The 15,883-nt window shown below is 72.1% G+C and carries 11 protein-coding genes; 5 read left to right on the forward strand and 6 right to left on the reverse strand.

The annotated features are described in order from the left end of the window. Positions 1 to 54: 54 nt before the first annotated feature. Together lpdA and B6R96_RS25130 are read right to left on the reverse strand one after the other, a co-directional pair. The gene (gene lpdA / locus B6R96_RS25125; protein ID WP_081523712.1) at positions 55 to 1,443 is read right to left on the reverse strand and encodes a dihydrolipoyl dehydrogenase; all 1,389 of its coding nucleotides are present in this window, start codon (positions 1,441 to 1,443) and stop codon (positions 55 to 57) included. A 342-nt stretch (positions 1,444 to 1,785) separates the two neighbouring features. Beyond that, positions 1,786 to 3,324, reverse strand: coding sequence for a leucyl aminopeptidase (locus B6R96_RS25130; protein ID WP_030389067.1), 1,539 nt, complete (start codon positions 3,322 to 3,324; stop codon positions 1,786 to 1,788). Between the two features lie 345 nt (positions 3,325 to 3,669). Here B6R96_RS25130 and B6R96_RS25135 point away from each other — a divergent pair, with 345 nt between their 5' ends. The 5 genes from B6R96_RS25135 (at position 3,670) to B6R96_RS25155 (ending at position 10,440) form a co-directional block, all read left to right on the forward strand. Next, positions 3,670 to 5,697, forward strand: a complete 2,028-nt coding sequence (locus B6R96_RS25135; protein WP_081523713.1) for a hypothetical protein — start codon at positions 3,670 to 3,672, stop codon at positions 5,695 to 5,697. 93 nt (positions 5,698 to 5,790) lie between these two features. Next, on the forward strand, positions 5,791 to 7,317 hold the full coding sequence (gene pelF, locus B6R96_RS25140; protein WP_079404747.1) for a GT4 family glycosyltransferase PelF: 1,527 nt from the start codon (positions 5,791 to 5,793) through the stop codon (positions 7,315 to 7,317). Then, a complete protein-coding gene (locus B6R96_RS25145) occupies positions 7,314 to 8,939 on the forward strand; it encodes a hypothetical protein (RefSeq protein ID WP_081523714.1) in 1,626 nt (541 codons plus the stop codon). Before pelF ends, B6R96_RS25145 begins: the two co-directional genes overlap by 4 nt. Next, positions 8,936 to 9,634 carry a spherulation-specific family 4 protein gene (locus B6R96_RS25150; RefSeq protein WP_237291519.1) on the forward strand — a complete coding sequence of 233 codons (699 nt, stop codon included), beginning with the start codon at positions 8,936 to 8,938 and terminating at the stop codon, positions 9,632 to 9,634. The genes B6R96_RS25145 and B6R96_RS25150 overlap by 4 nt, the downstream gene beginning before the upstream one ends. Then, entirely contained in the window at positions 9,631 to 10,440 is an 810-nt protein-coding gene (locus B6R96_RS25155; RefSeq protein WP_203351655.1) for an endo alpha-1,4 polygalactosaminidase, read from the forward strand. The genes B6R96_RS25150 and B6R96_RS25155 overlap by 4 nt, the downstream gene beginning before the upstream one ends. A gap of 347 nt (positions 10,441 to 10,787) precedes the next feature. Here the strand turns inward: B6R96_RS25155 and B6R96_RS25160 are convergent, their stop codons facing one another. The 4 genes from B6R96_RS25160 to cobT form a co-directional block, all read right to left on the reverse strand. Beyond that, positions 10,788 to 11,969 carry a sensor histidine kinase gene (locus tag B6R96_RS25160; protein WP_107475582.1) on the reverse strand — a complete coding sequence of 394 codons (1,182 nt, stop codon included), beginning with the start codon at positions 11,967 to 11,969 and terminating at the stop codon, positions 10,788 to 10,790. Positions 11,970 to 12,045: 76 nt separating this feature from the next. Further along, positions 12,046 to 12,696, reverse strand: coding sequence for a hypothetical protein (locus B6R96_RS37340; RefSeq protein ID WP_051779674.1), 651 nt, complete (start codon positions 12,694 to 12,696; stop codon positions 12,046 to 12,048). A gap of 53 nt (positions 12,697 to 12,749) precedes the next feature. Then, the gene (locus B6R96_RS25170; protein WP_081523716.1) at positions 12,750 to 14,615 is read right to left on the reverse strand and encodes a phosphatidylglycerol lysyltransferase domain-containing protein; all 1,866 of its coding nucleotides are present in this window, start codon (positions 14,613 to 14,615) and stop codon (positions 12,750 to 12,752) included. A gap of 83 nt (positions 14,616 to 14,698) precedes the next feature. Then, positions 14,699 to 15,763 carry a nicotinate-nucleotide--dimethylbenzimidazole phosphoribosyltransferase gene (gene cobT, locus B6R96_RS25175; RefSeq protein WP_081523717.1) on the reverse strand — a complete coding sequence of 355 codons (1,065 nt, stop codon included), beginning with the start codon at positions 15,761 to 15,763 and terminating at the stop codon, positions 14,699 to 14,701. Positions 15,764 to 15,883 lie beyond the last annotated feature (120 nt).

Here is a 15,883-nt window from a genome sequence, read left to right on the forward strand (position 1 = left end):
GGTTTCAGTTGCTCCTAACGAAAGTGCGGAAGTGGTCGTCGCGCCCGTGACGAATTAGTCGTGGGAGTGAAGCGGCTTGCCGGCGAGGGCCAGGTGGGCCTCGCCCATCGCTTCGTTCTGGGTCGGGTGCGCGTGGATGAGCTGCGCGACCTCGGCCGGCAGAGCTTCCCAGTTGTAGATCAGCTGGGCCTCGCCGACCTGCTCGCCCATCCGGTCACCGACCATGTGGACGCCGACCACGGCACCGTCCTTGACCTGGACGAGCTTGATCTCGCCCGCGGTCTTGAGGATCTTGCTCTTGCCGTTGCCCGCCAGGTTGTACTTCAGGGCCACGACCTTGTCCGCGCCGTAGATCTCCTTGGCCTTGGCCTCGGTGATGCCGACGGAAGCGACCTCGGGGTGGCAGTAGGTGACGCGCGGGACACCGTCGTAGTCGATCGGGACGGCCTTGAGGCCGGCCAGACGCTCCGCAACCAGGATGCCCTCGGCGAAGCCGACGTGCGCGAGCTGGAGGGTCGGGACGAGGTCACCGACGGCCGAGATGGTCGGCACGTTGGTCTGCATGTACTCGTCGACCAGGACGTAGCCGCGGTCGATCGCGACGCCCTGCTCCTCGTAGCCCAGGCCCTGGGAGACGGGGCCACGGCCCACGGCGACCAGCAGCACCTCGGCCTCGAAGGTCTTGCCGTCGACCAGCGTCACGCGGACGCCGTTCTCGGTGTACTCGGCCTTGTCGAAGAAGGTGCCCAGGTTGAACTTGATGCCGCGCTTGCGGAACGCGCGCTCCAGCAGCTTCGAGCTGTTCTCGTCCTCGACCGGCACGAGGTGCTTGAGGCCCTCGATGACGGTGATGTCGGAGCCGAAGGACTTCCACGCCGAGGCGAACTCGACGCCGATGACGCCGCCGCCCAGGACGATCGCCGACTCGGGGACGCGGTCCAGGACCAGCGCGTGGTCCGAGGAGATGATGCGGTTGCCGTCGATGTCCAGGCCCGGCAGCGACTTCGGCACGGAGCCGGTCGCCAGCAGGATGTGGCGGCCCTGGATGCGCTGGCCGTTCACGTCGACGGAAGTCGGGGAGGAGAGGCGGCCCTCTCCCTCGATGTAGGTCACCTTGCGGGAGGCGACCAGGCCCTGCAGACCCTTGTACAGGCCCGAGATGACCTCGTCCTTGTACTTGTGGACACCCGCGATGTCGATGCCCTCGAAGGAGGTCTTGACACCGAACTGGGCGGCCTCACGAGCCTGGTCCGCGATCTCGCCCGCGTGCAGCAGAGCCTTCGTGGGGATGCAGCCGTTGTGCAGGCAGGTGCCACCGAGCTTGTTCTTCTCGATCAGGGCAACGTCCAGACCCAGCTGGGATGCGCGCAGCGCCGCGGCGTAACCGCCACTGCCACCGCCGAGGATCACTAGGTCGAAAACGGTGCTGGCGTCGTTCGCCACGTCACGTCCTCCATGCATGTGCGCCGGGCACCGGTCCTCTGTGACCGGGCGGCGGCTGGTAATCGGCCGCTTGTTTCTTCGGCCCTGTGGTGGGGGCCCTGTCCTGCCGAGAACCCATCTTCGCATTTGTCGGGGGAACACGGGACGCCGGGCCCACGATGTGATCGGGCGATCCGCCCGGACCGGTGGTTACCGTTGCGTAGGTACCTACGGAGATACCTGCCGATTCCTTGAGGTTTCGTCGTGAGACGGACGCGGACGGACACGGACGGGTGCCGAACGTGACGCACCCCGGGCCCCGACCCGGGCCCGGGGTGCGTCACGTCACATCACACGCGGTGGTCAGCCGAGGTCGCCCGTGGCCGTGCGCTCCGCCAGCCGCACCAGGGTGCGCACGGCCGAGCCGGTGCCGCCCTTGGGGGTGTAGCCGTGCGGCGCGCCCTCGTGGAAGGCGGGACCCGCGATGTCGAGGTGGGCCCAGGTGATGCCCTCGCCGACGAACTCCTGGAGGAAGAGGCCGGCCACCAGGCCGCCACCCATGCGGACACCCATGTTCGCGATGTCGGCGGTGGGGGAGTCCATGGTCTTGCGCAGCTCGGCGGGGAGCGGCATCGGCCAGGAGGACTCGCCGACCTCCTCCGCGATCTCGTGGATCGAGGTGCGGAAGGCGTCGTCGTTCGCCATGATCCCGAAGGTGCGGTCGCCGAGGGCCAGCACCATGGCGCCGGTCAGGGTGGCGACGTCGACGATCGCGTCCGGGTTGTCCTCGGAGGCCTTGGTCAGCGCGTCGCCCAGGACCAGACGGCCCTCGGCGTCCGTGTTGAGGACCTCCACGGTCTTGCCGCTGTACATGCGCAGCACGTCACCCGGCTTGGTGGCCGAGCCCGACGGCATGTTCTCGGCGAGCGCGAGCCAGCCGGTGACGTTGACCCGCAGGCCCAGCTTCGCGGCCGCGACGACGGAGGCGAAGACGGCGGCGGCGCCGGCCATGTCGCACTTCATCGTCTCGTTGTGACCGGCCGGCTTCAGGGAGATGCCGCCCGAGTCGTAGGTGATGCCCTTGCCGACGAAGGCCAGGGTCTTCTCCGCCTTCGGGTGGGTGTAGCTGAGCTTCACCAGGCGCGGCGGGTTCTCGGAGCCCTTGCCGACGCCCATGATGCCGCCGTAGCCGCCCTTGACGAGGGCCTTCTCGTCCAGGACCTGGACCTTGATGCCGTTCTCCTTCGCGGCCGCGGAGGCGACCGCGGCGAAGGCCTCGGGGGTCAGGTCGTTCGGCGGGGTGTTCACCAGGTCACGGGCGACGTTGACCTCGGCCGCCACGACCGCGGCGCGCTCGACCGCGGCCTTGTGCTCCTTGTCGCGGGGCTTGGCGCCCAGCAGGGCCACCTCGGCGAGCGGGGCCTTCGGGGCCGCGCCCTTGGCCTCCTTGCGGGCCTTGTTCTCGCCGCCCTGGTAGGCGGTGAAGGCGTACGCGCCCAGCAGTGCGCCCTCGGCGACGGCGGTGACGGCGGAGGCGTCCTCCAGCGGGAGGGCGAAGGCGGCCTTCTTGCTGCCGTGCAGCGCGCGGGCCGCGGCGCCGGCGGCGCGGCGCAGCACCTCCTCGTCGAACGACTCGTCCTTCTCGGGGACGGAGCCGAGCCCGACCGCCAGCACGACCGGGGCCTTCAGGCCCGCCGGAGCCGGCAGCTTGGTGACCTCGCCTTCGGCGCCCGAGGCGCCGAGTGCGTCGAGGACACCTGCGAGCTTGCCGTCGAACGCCTTGTCCACGGCCTCGGCGCCCGCGGCGACGATCGGTCCCTTGGGGCCCTTCGCCACGCCGACCACGAGGGCGTCGGCGCGGAGCGTCGCCGCGCCGGCAGTGCTGAGAGTCAGAGCAGTCACGGTGGTGAAGTCTCGCTTCCGTTTGTGTGTGTGGGCCGAGTGGGTGGACGGCCATCCGTAGCGATCGTATTCGGGCCCGACGGCCGCCAGAAATGAGCCTACGCGTACGCGCTCGTCCGTACGTCACTCGAAGGTTTGGCAAGTTGTTCGATCAAGAGGCCATCAGGTTCACCCATCTGTGGACTCTGCTCCAGGTTTGCCTCGTAGACCTGACGAGGTCCGTAAGACTCGGTCCACTCTCGCAAGGGGACGCGGGGTTCCTTTGCATGATTTCCACAGAGCCTCCCGGGCCCGGCGCTCCGCCAAGGGCCGAGTCGAGGGACGCCTGCGGGGGGAAAGGCCGAAATGGTCAAGAAGAATCGGATGAACAGGGTTGCCGCAATGATGGCGGCAGCCGCCCTGGTGTCCGTGGCAGTACCCGCCGCGACCGCCACGGCGGCCGTGACGCCGCGCATCGACCTGAAGGTGCTGGTCGTCGACGACGGCGGCAGCTCGGTCGAGGCGATCACCGCGGAACTCCGCGACACGGGGGTGCCCTACACCCGCGTCCAGCTGGGCAGCAGCGGCCGCCCGGTCATCAACGCGGGCTTCCTCAGCGACACGGTCGACGGCCGTCCGCGCGCCAAGTACCAGGGTGTCGTCCTGCCGAACGAGAACCCCTTCGGCGAGGGCTCGGCCGAGATGGCCGCGCTCGCCGCCTACGAGACGACGTACGGCATCCGCCAGGTCGACGCCTACACCTGGGCCCACCCGGGCGTCGGGCTGGAATACACCGACAACGGCGGCTTCAGCGGCCAGCTCGACGGCACCCAGGCCGCCGTCACCACCGCCGGCAAGGCCGGCCCCTTCGCCTACCTCGGCGGCCAGGTCACCTTCGAGGACAACTCGGCCCTGGTCCCCGAGAGCTACGGCTTCATGGGCAAGCCGCGCCCCGGCTACACCAGCTACGTCGACGCGCCCGTCGGCTCCGGCCGGGCCTCCCTCGTCGGCGAGTACACCCACGACGGCCGCAGCGAACTGGTCGTCACCTTCGGCTACAACCAGTACCAGCAGCAGTTCCGGCTGCTCGCCCGCGGCATCGTCGACTGGCTGACCCAGGGGGTGCACCTCGGCCAGAGCCGCAACTACTTCGCCGTCCACGTCGACGACGTCTTCGCCCCCGACGCCCGCTGGAACAAGGACCTGAACTGCACGCCGGGCGACTACGCCTGCGCCGGCGGCGAGGGCAAGGAGAGCACCATCCGGATGTCCGCCGCCGACGCCGTGTACGCGGCGCAGTGGCAGACCTCCAAGAACTTCAAGCTCGACATGCTCTTCAACGGCGGCGCCGGGGAGGAGTGGAAGGCCGAGAACGGCGGCGTCGACGCGCTGACCGCCCAGCTCGTCGCCGACCGCGCCAAGTACCGCTGGATGAACCACACCTACACCCACCCGTTCCTCGGCTGTGTGCAGAACACCGCGGTCACCCCGTGGACCTGTACGAAGAACGCCCAGGGCGCGATCCAGTACATGAGCCGCGCCGACATCTCCGCCCAGATCCGCGACAACAACAACTGGGCCGCCTCCAAGGGCATCACCACCGACCGGACCGAGCTGGTCACCGGCGAGCACTCCGGCCTCAAGACCGCCCCCCAGCAGCCCGTCGACAACCCCAACCTGGCCGGCGCCCTCGCCGACAACGGGGTCAAGTGGGCCGGCAGCGACAACTCCCGCGAACCCGCGCAGCGCGCGATCGGCTCCGCCCTCACCGTCCCCCGGCACCCGATGAACGTGTACTACAACACGGGCACCAACGCCGAGATGGCCGACGAGTACAACTGGATCTACACCAGCCGCGCCCACGGCGGAAGCGGCATCTGCGAGGACAACCCGGGCACCTCCACCTGCCTGCCGGCCCCGCTGGACGTCAACACCGGCTACCTCGACAGCATTGTCCCGGCCGAGGCCCGCACCGCCCTGCGCCACGTCCTGGCCAACGACCCGCGTCCGCACTACGTCCACCAGTCCAACCTGGCCGAGGACCGCACCCTCTACCCCGTCCTCAACCAGGTCCTCGACACCTACCGGACCCTGTACGCGCCGAGCGCGCCGATCGTCAACCAGAGCATGAAGGACACCGGCGTCGAGTTCCAGCGCCGCACCGCCTGGGACAAGGCGCTCGCGGACGGCAAGGTCACCGCCTACCGCATCGGCAAGGACGTCACCATCAAGGCGCCCTCCGGGGTCGTCGCCCCGGTGACCGCCCCCACCGGAACCAAGAAGCAGATGCTGCTCGGCACCGCCGACTTCGGCACCGCGTACGCCGGTACCCGCTCCGCCTGGGCCGGTCCGGAGCTGCTCCAGAGCGCCGTCACGCTCAAGCTGCCCAACTGATCGTCCCGCAAGCCACCACAAGTACCACCTAGCGCCGGCGCTCCGCGAACCCACGGGCGCCGGCCCCTTTTCCGTCCTGGGGGGACACACCGCATGAGTCATGGGCGTCACGTCACCATGCTCACCGAAGGCACCTACCCGCACGTCCACGGGGGCGTCAGCACCTGGTGCGACCAACTGGTCCGAGGGATGCCCGAGGTCGACTTCAACCTCATAGCCCTGACCGGCTCCGGACGAGAGCCGGTCACCTGGGAACTGCCCCGCAACGTCTACCGGCACACCGCCTTCCCGCTGTGGGGGCCGCTCCCGTCCCGCATCCGCCGGTCCACCCTGCGCGGCAGGGCCCACCGCCGCTTCACCGAGGTCTACGAGAGCTTCCTGCTCTCCCTGCTCGACCCCGCGGGCGACCCCGCCCGCCACAGCTTCTCCGAGGCACTGCGCGAACTGGCCGTCCTCGCCCGGGCCGGAAAACTCGCACCGGCCCTGCGCTCCGAATCGGTTCTGCGCCTGCTGATGAACGTATGGACCCGTCCCGGTCTGGCCACCGCCGAGGCCGGGCCCACCATCCACGACGCGCTCACCGCCACCGACCTGCTGGAGCACGCGCTGCGCCCGCTCGGTGTCCGGATCCCGCCCGACAGCGTCGCGCACGCCGTCAGCAGCGGCCTCGCCACCCTCCCGGCCCTCGCCGCCAAGTACCTCGACAAGGTCCCCTTCCTGCTCACCGAGCACGGCATCTACCTGCGCGAGCGCTACCTCGGCTACCGCACCGCCGAGCAGCGCTGGCCCGTCAAGGCGCTCATGCTCGGCTTCTACCGCGAGCTCAACACCGAGGGCTACCGGCAGGCCGACCTCATCACCCCGTGCAACCAGTACAACCGCCGCTGGGAGGAGCGCGGGGGCGCCGAGTCGGAACGCATCCGCACCGTCTACAACGGCGTCGACCCGCACGCCTTCCCCGAGGCCGGCCCCGAACCGGACGTGCCCACCCTGAGCTGGTGCGGCCGCATCGACCCCATCAAGGACCTCGAAACCCTCATCCGGGCCTACGCCTTCATGCGCGAGGAACTCCCCGCCCTGCGGCTGCGCCTCTTCGGCCCGGTGCCCGCCGGCTGCGAGGAGTACCGGCTCCGCCTGGAGAAGCTCGCCGCCGAACTCGGCGTGAGCGACGGCATCACCTACGAGGGCCGCATCGAGCAGGTGGCCCGGGCCTACGCGGCCGGCAGCGTCGTCATGCTCTCCTCCATCAGCGAGGGCTTCCCCTTCAGCATCATCGAAGCCATGTCCTGCGGCCGCACCACCGTCTCCACCGACGTCGGCGGGGTCCGCGAGGCCGTCGGGGACACCGGCCTCGTCGTACCGCCGCGCGAGCCCGAGACCATGGCCCGCGCCACCCTCGCCCTGCTGCGCGACGACGCACGCCGGGCCGAGCTGGGCCGGATGTCCCGCAAGCGGGTGGTGGAGAAGTTCACCCTCCACCAGTCCGTGGACGGCTTCCGGCACATCTACCGGGAACTCGCCGGCCAGCCCGTCCTGCCCGTCCACGCGGGCGACGAGTGGACGCAGCGGCTCGCGGACCCCTGGTACCGCGAACTCGCGGCCGACGGGAGCCTGTGGTGAGCGGATCCCTCTGGCTCAAGCCGCCCGGCCCCGGCAACGGCCCCCACAACGGGCACGTCCACGGGCACGTCCACGGCACCGGGCATGGCCTCGGGCACGGCCTCGGGCACGGCACCGGCGCCGACACGCTGCCGGCCGTACCGCGGCCGCGCCGCGACCGCCCCGGCGGCCCGCCCGCCGCCGACCCGATGGACGAACTCGCCGAACGCCTCGACGTGTTCATCGCCTCGGCCGTCCACCCCGACGAGATCGCCGCCATCCTCGAATCCGACGGCATGACGGACGAGTACATCCGGCTCACCTACGGCCGGCACGACTCCTTCGGACTCGCCGAGGAGCTCTACGCCCTGGTGCCCCGCTCCTTCCCCGACCCGGGAGCCGCCCCCGACCCCTGGAAGGTCTCCCTCACCGCCTGCCTGCTGCGCGGGGTGATCTTCGCCCTGCCCGGCCTGGCCTACCTGCTCGGAGCGCCCCTGCTCGAAGGCCCGCAGGACCGCCTCGGCCTGCCCGCCGGGACGCTCACCCTGCTCGCCGGCGCGCTCATCGGCTGGGTCTGGGACCAGACCCTGTCCCACCGCGCCTACTCCTGGCTCGGCCTCGGCGACCGGGGCGCCGCCGGACGGACCCTGCTCGTCGGGGCCCCCGTCGGCGCCCTGCTCGGCACCGCCGCCGCCCTCTCCGTGCCCGGCGGGCCACCGTTCTCCTACGCCTTCGCCGCCGGACAGGCCCTGTACGTCGGGGCCGCCACCGTCCTGCTGGTCCTCGGCCGCGAACGGGTCCTGCTCGCCGCGCTCGCCCCGATGGCCGTCGGCGCAGCGCTCGCCCTCTTCGTCGACCTGCCCGTACCGGTACGGGTGACCCTGCTCGCCGTGTCCCTGCTGGCCGCCTGCACCCTGGCCGTACGGGAGCTCCCGCTGGCCGACGGACTGCGGGCCGCCGCGCACCGGATCCGCGGCTGGGCGGCCCGCCGGCCCGGCCGGGGCCCCGTGCTCTGGCAGATGCTGCGCGGCGCCGAGGAGGACTTCGCCCCGCGCGGGCCGCGGCTGGGGGACTCCGTCCCGTACGGGGTGTTCGGCCTCGGCACCGGCCTGCTCGTGCTGTACGCCGCCCTCGGGGAGGTGCTCGCCGGCGGTCCCGCCGAAGCGGTCGCCGCCCCCTCGGCGGTGGCCCTCACCCTCAGCATGGGCCCGGCCGAATGGCTGCTCCACCGGTTCCGCAGCGGAAGCCTCTCCGGACTCCAGGGAGCCCGATCGCCCGGAGCCTTCCGGCGGCGGATGCTCACCACCCTGGCCCGCTGCCTCGCGATCTACCTGACGGTGCTGCTGGCCCTGGGGCTCGCCGGCACCCTGCTCTGGCCGGGCGCACCCGTCCTCACCGGAGTCCGGATCGCGACCCTGCTGCTGCTCGGGGCCGTCATGTGGACCGGACTGCTCCTGCAGTCCTTCGGGGCGGTCCGGCCCGCGGCCGTGGTCTGCTCGTCGGCCGCCGTCGCCCAGAGCATGGCCCTGCTGACCGGGCTGGGCCAGCCCCGGGCGGTCCAACTGGTGGTGGCGGGCGCGGCCGCCACCGTACTGGCCACGCTGGTCTGCCTGCTCCTCGGCCGCGCGACCGCCCACCGATGACGCCCCGTCCGTCCGAGAAGAAGGACCCCATGCTGCTGGTGCCCCTCTACGAGCACCCCGCCGAACGCCCCGAGGCCTGGGAGCGGCTCATCCGCTCCGCGAGCCGGCTGCACTCGGTGGTGCTCAACCCTGACAGCGGGCCGGGAGCCGCCCGTGACGAAAGGTTCGCTCTCGTCGCCGAGCGGCTGCGCGAGGCCGGGGTCCCCGTCCTCGGCTACGCCGACACCGACTACGGCAGGCGCCCGCACGCCGCGGTGGTGCAGGACCTGCTGCGCCACCGCGACTGGTACGCCACCGACGGGGCCTTCCTCGACCAGGCCAGCGCCGAGCCCGAACTGCTCCCGCACTACGGGCGGCTCGCGGTCGCCGCCCGGGCCGCGGGAGCCTCCACCCTCGTCCTCAACCACGGGGTCCACCCGCACCCCGGCTACGCCGAACTCGCCGACCTGCTCGTCACCTTCGAAGGCCCCTGGGACGCCTACCGGGACGCGGCCGCGGCGCCGCCGCCCTGGACCGCGGACCACCCGGCCCAGCGGTTCTGCCACCTCGTCTACGCCGTCCCGCCGGGCGAGCTCGCCGCCCGGCTCGCCGAGGAACTCGCCGCCGAACGAGGGGCGGGCGTGCACTGCGCCGTCCCGGGCAGCGGCGCACACCCCTGGGGGACGCTCCCGTACGCCCTGGAGGCGGCGGGATGAGAAGGCTCGCGGCCCTGCTCGCCGTACCCCTGCTGCTGCTCGCCGCGTGCACGGCCCAGCCGGAACCGGAACGGGACGAGCTGTCGCCCGACCCGCCGCCGGGGCAGCGCTGGCAGCCGAAGCCGGGGGTGAGCTGGCAGTGGCAGCTCACCGGGAAGCTGGACACCTCGGTGAAGGCGGCGGTGTACGACGTCGACGGGTTCCACACGACGAAGGAGCAGGTCGCCACCCTGAAGAAGGACGGCCGCAAGACGATCTGCTACATCTCCACCGGCGCCTGGGAGGACTTCCGTCCGGACGCCGAGGCCTTCCCCAAGACGATGCTGGGCGAGGGCAACGGCTGGGAGGGCGAGCGCTGGCTGGACGTCCGGCGCCTGGCGGAACTGGAACCGCTGATCGGCAACCGGTTCGACATGTGCAAGGAGAAGGGCTTCGACGCGGTGGAGCCGGACAACATGGACGGCTACGCCAACAGGTCGGGCTTCCCGCTGACCGCCGACGACCAGTTGAAGTACAACCGGCTGGTCGCGCGGCTGGCGCACGACCGGGGCATGTCGGTGGGGCTGAAGAACGACCTGGACCAGATCCCGCAGCTGGTGGACGACTTCGACTTCGCGGTCAACGAGCAGTGCATGGAGTACGAGGAGTGCGACCGGTACGCCCCGTTCATCGACGCGGGCAAGGCGGTGTTCCACGTGGAGTACGAGGGCCGGTTGAGCCGCTGGTGCCCACGCGCCCGGGCGGCGCAGCTGAGCTCGATGCAGAAACGGTACGACCTGGACGCCTGGCGCCAGCCCTGCCGCTAGCCCCGGCGGTGCGGCTCCCCAACCGGCCCGGCCCACCCCGGCCTCGTTGGGGTTCGCAGGCGGCTCGGGCCACATCCAGCCTCGCCGGCCCACCTCGGACTCGTTGGGGTTCGCAGGCGGCCTGGGCCACATCCAGCCCCGCCGGCGTTTGAGGCGCGGGGTCTGGGGCGGAGCCCCAGGGAACCCGGCTCCGCCGGGCACCGGGCTCTGCCCGGACCCGCGCCTCAAACGCCGGCGAGGCTGAATGTGGCCCGGCCCAGGCCGAAAGCGGCCCGGCCGGAGCTGGATGTGGCCCGGGAGGGGCGGGGTTCGGCCCGGCCGGGGCGGAAACGGGCCGGCCGAGGGGGCTACGTCGTGGGGAGGGTGGCGTGGACGCGGTAGCCGCCGCCGTAGCGGGGGCCCGCGAAGCAGGTGCCGCCCAGCGCGCCGGTGCGCTCGCGCATGCCGAGCAGCCCGTGCCCGCCGCCCGGCGGATCGGTCGGCTCCGGCGCCGCGTCCGCCGCCTCGCCGCCGTCGTCCAGGACCGTGACCTCCACCGACGGCCCCACCCGGACCACGCTGACCTCCGCCTTCGCCCCCGCCCCCGCGTGCTTGCGCACGTTCGTCAGCGCCTCCTGGATCACCCGGTACGCCGCCAGGTCCACGGCCGCCGGCAGCGGCCCCGCCGCCCCGTCCAGCTGGACTATCACCTCCACCGGCAGCCCGGCGTGCCGGAAGGTGTCCACCAGCTCGTCCAGGACGCCCAGCCCGGGCGCGGGTTCCGTCGGGGCCTCCGGGTCGCCCGACTGTCTCAGCAGTCCGACCGTGGCCCGCAGTTCGTTCAGCGCCGACCGGCTGGCGTCCCGTACGTGCGCCAGTGCTTCCTTCGCCTGGTCCGGGCGCTTGTCCATGACGTGCGCGGCCACTCCCGCCTGCACGTTGACCAGGGCGATGTGATGGGCCACCACGTCGTGCAGGTCCCGGGCGATCCGCAGCCGCTCCTCGGCGACCCGCCGCCGGGCCTCCTCGTCCCGGGTCCGCTCGGCGCGCTCGGCCCGTTCCCGGATCGCGTCGACGAAGGCCCGCCGACTGCGTACGGCGTCCCCGGCGGCCGCGGCCATCCCGGTCCAGGCGAAGATCCCGATGTTCTCCTGGGCGTACCAGGGCAGCGGCCCGGCCAGCATGGCCACGCCCGTCAGCCCCGCCATCGTGAGGAGCCCGATCCGCCAGGTCGTCGGCCGGTCGGTGCGGGCCGCCACCGTGTACAGGGCGATCACCGTGCACATGGCGACGGGCGCCCGCGGCTCCCCGGTGGTCAGCTCCAGCAGGGACAGCCCGCAGGTCACGGCGAGCACCGCGCGCGGCTGCCGGCGCCGGAAGACGAGGGCGGCCGCGCCGAGCAGCATCAGCAGCAGCGAGAACGGCTCGGGGGTGCGCGTCCCGAAGGTGGGTCCGTGCGGCCCGTGCGGATCGGCGAAGGAGCCGACGACCATGGCGACGAACGCCCCGAACGCCAGCACGGCATCGGTGGCGAGCGGATGCGCCCGCATCCACTGCCGGGTGGGGGCGAACCGCCCGAGGTCTGTCGTCACCCGGATACGGTACGGCCTCGCCCGCCGCCGTCCCCTACGGCGGAGGGTGGGACTGCTGCCCCAGCGGGACGCGGGAGCCCGCCGTCCCCCAGTGCGCCCGCACCACGCACACCGCCATGACCGCGGCGATGGCCGCCAGGTGCTCCTTGCCCGCCAGGTTGTCCTTGAAGAGCACCTCGACGATCATCACCAGGATCACCAGGGCGCCGGTGAGGTACGCCCGGTAGCGCCAGCAGACGTAGATGGCCAGCCCCACCACCGCCGCCGAGGGCCCGGTGTCGTTGACGATCCGGTCCGACACCGGCAGGCCCAGGGGGTGTTCCGGGCCCAGCGCGAGCCCGATCCGCGCGTACGTGGTCCCGGCGAGGGTGGCGACGTAGCCGACCAGCAGGGTGCGCCACCACCCGATGCAGATCTCGGCGATCCCGAAGACGAGCAGGATCTGCGCGAGCGCCCCCCACACCGGCAGGTCCAGGGCCGGGACGAACAGCGACAGCGGGGTGCGCAGGAGGGCGAGCCAGAACGGGTCGGCCGCCTTGACCGAGCCGAGGTTCTGGACGGGCTGGAAGCCCCAGGCGGTGTTCTGCACGATCTGGAAGACGGAGGTCAGGCAGACCGCGCCGAGCGTCATCGGGATCGCCCGCCACGTGTCGTGGACGAGCGCGTCCCGGACGGTCCAGAACATCGGCCCCCACTCACGGCGGGCGAACCGCCGTAGTGGGGTGGTGCTCCACGCTGTCAACGGCGGGTCTCCAGGTGTCTGCGGTGCAGCCACTTCGGAAGGCCGGGGGCCTCCAGGAAGCCCTCGGCCCGCCCGGCCGCGACACCGATCCGCAGCAGGTCCGAACTCTTCTCGAAGAGCATGAACCGCGGTTCCCAGATCGGCCGGTATTTGGCGTTGGCCCGGTAGAGGGACTCGATCTGCCACCAGCGGGAGAAGAAGCTGAGCAGCGAGCGCCACATCCGCAGCACCGGACCCGCCCCGAGCTTGGACCCGCGCTCGAAGACGGACCGGAACATCGCGAAGTTGAGCGAGACCTGGGTGACCCCGATCTCCTTGGAGCGCTCGAGGAGTTCGATGACCATGAACTCCATCAGGCCGTTCTCGGAGTCCCGGTCGCGGCGCATCAGGTCCAGCGACAGGCCCTTGGGCCCCCACGGTACGAAGGACAGCACGGCCCGCAGGTCGCCGTTGCCGTCGGTGCACTCCAGCATCACGCACTGGCCGTCGGCGGGATCACCCAGCCGGCCCAGCGCCATGGAGAAGCCGCGCTCGGTGGCGCCGTCGCGCCAGTCGTCGGCGCGTTCGAGGAGTACGTCCATCTCCTCGGCGGGGATGTCGGCGTGGCGGCGGATGCGGACGGTGTACCCGGCGCGCTTGACGCGGTTGTAGGCCTGCCGGACGGTCCGCATGGCGCGGCCCTCCAGGGTGAACTCGGCGGTCTCGACGATGGCCTCGTCGCCGAGTTCGAGGGCGTCCAGGCCGTGCCGGGCGTAGATCTGCCCGGCCTCCTCGCTCGCGCCCATCACGGCCGGCACCCAGCCGTGCTCGCGGGCCTCGGCCAGCCACGGGTCGATGGCGCCGGGCCAGGCCTCGGGGTCGCCGATCGGGTCGCCGGAGGCCAGCGAGACCCCGCCGACGACGCGGTAGGTGACGGCGGCCTTGCCGGTGGGGGACCAGATGACGGACTTCTCGCGGCGCAGCGCGAAGTAGCCGAGCGAGTCGCGGTCGCCCTGGCGGGCCAGCAGCGCCCGCAGCCGTTCCTCGTCCTCCTCGCTGAGCGGGTCGACGGCGCGGCGCGAGCGGAAGGCGGCGAACAGCACGGCGAGCAGCAGCAGCATCGACATGACGTTGATGCAGACGTCCACCCAGCCGGGGGTGGTGATCGCCTCGTAGGCCCGGTCGTCGGGCGCCAGGGTGATCAGCCGCATCACGCCGTACTTCCAGCGGGCCGGGAAGGAGGCCTCGGCGCTGAGCGGTGAGGTGTTGGTGGCGCCGACGAGCAGGGCCGCGACCAGCGAGGTGAACAGCAGGCCGATGGCGGCGACGGCGGTGGCGAGCGCCGGGTTGGAGCGGTCGCCCTTGGCGTAGAACTCGCGGCGGCCCAGCAGCAGGGCCCCCGCGAAGGCGGCCGTCAGGGCCAGGGAGACCCAGTTCTGCGGGTGCTCGCGGATCTCCTCGTACGCGTAGAGCGCGTAGGCGAGCAGCAGGGCCAGCAGGCCGCTGAGGACGAGGTTGAGGATCCAGGAGGCCCGCTTGCGGCGGCCGAGGGTGACGGCGAGCAGCAGCGTGAACAGCCCGGAGGCGAAGCCCGCGGTGAGCATGTACGGGGTGTAGAAGTCCTCGATGTTGTGGCGTCTGAGGTCCTGCCCGAGCGAAACCCATACCGCGCTGAGGAAGTTGATGAAGGTGACGGCCCGCAGGTACCACACCGCGAAGGCGGCGCCGCGCCGCGAGCGGGTGCTCCCCCGGCCGGTCTCCCGGCCACCCCCCGCCGTCCTGCCGGCGGGGTCGCCGCCGGTCTCTTTCCTGCCGGCTGACGGACCGGTCGCCGCCGAGGCGGTGCGGTCGGTCTCTGCGCTGGTCAAACGGACCTCTCCCATAAAAAGCGATCATATGGGGCGCAGCTGTCCGTGATTGCGCGCTCGAGGGCCTCGGCCTGGTCAGGACCCGGGGCCCCGGCGGCTCATTCCGTCGGCTCCTCCGCCGCCCGCTCAGGCAGTTCCGCCGCGAGTGCGGCGGCCGCCTGGACGAGGGGAAGGGCCAGCAGTGCCCCGGTACCTTCACCTACTGTGACGCCGTGATCGAGCACGGGGTTGAGCGCCATTCGGTCAAGTGCTTTCGCCTGCCCCGGCTCGCCGCTGGCCTGACCGGCCAGCCACCAGTCGGGAGCCCGGAACGCGGCCCGCTGGGCCACCAGCCCGCACGCGGCCGAAACCACCCCGTCGAGAATGACCGGAGTACGACGTACCGCGCACTGGAGAAGGAAACCGGTGATGGCGGCCACGTCCGCGCCGCCGACCGCGGCCAGCAGCGCCACCTGGTCGCCCAGGACCGGGCGGGCCCGGCGCAGCGCGTCGCGGATCGCCGCGCACTTGCGCATCCAGGCCAGGTCGTCGATGGGCAGTCCGCCGCGGCCGGTGACCACGGAGGCGTCGGTTCCGCACAGGGCGGCGACGAGGGTGGCGGCGACGGTGGTGCCGCCCACGCTGAGGTCACCGAGGACGACCAGGTCCGTTCCGGAGTCGGCCTCCTCGTCGGCGATCCGCATCCCGAGCCGCACCGCGGCCTCGGCCTCCTCGGCCGTCAGCGCGTCCTCCACGTCGATCCGGCCGCTGCCGCGCCGCACCCGGTGCCCGGTCACGTCCGCGGGGAGCAGCTCGGGATCGCAGTCGAGCCCGGCGTCGACGATCCGTATGGTGGCGCCGAGCCGGCCGGCCAGGATGGCCACGGGGCTGGTCCCGTCGAGGACGGCCCGCACCAGTTCGTGACCGGTGGAGGCGGCCCGGGCGGAGACGCCCTCGGTGGCGATCCCGTGGTCGGCGGCGAACAGCACCACGCGGGGCCGCTCGATCGGCTTGACCGGAACCTGCCCCTGCGCTGCGGCGAGCCATTCGGCGAGCTCGTCGAGCCGGCCCAGCGCGCCGGGCGGGACGGCGAGGCGCTCACGGCGTTCCTCGGCATCACGTCGGACGCCCCCGTCGGGGCGCTCGATCAGATCGGAGAAGTCGTCGAGATTCAGCGTGCTCATCTGCCAGAGAGTACAGCCGGTAAGGCCTTCCCTCAGGCCTTGGGCGCCCCGTTCCGGCCCGCTCCCGCACACGCGTCCGGCAGGACCGGTCCGCCCCCGCCCGCCGGGTCCTGTCCGGCC

It is taken from the genome of Streptomyces sp. Sge12 (genome assembly GCF_002080455.1).
GTDB lineage: Bacteria > Actinomycetota > Actinomycetes > Streptomycetales > Streptomycetaceae > Streptomyces.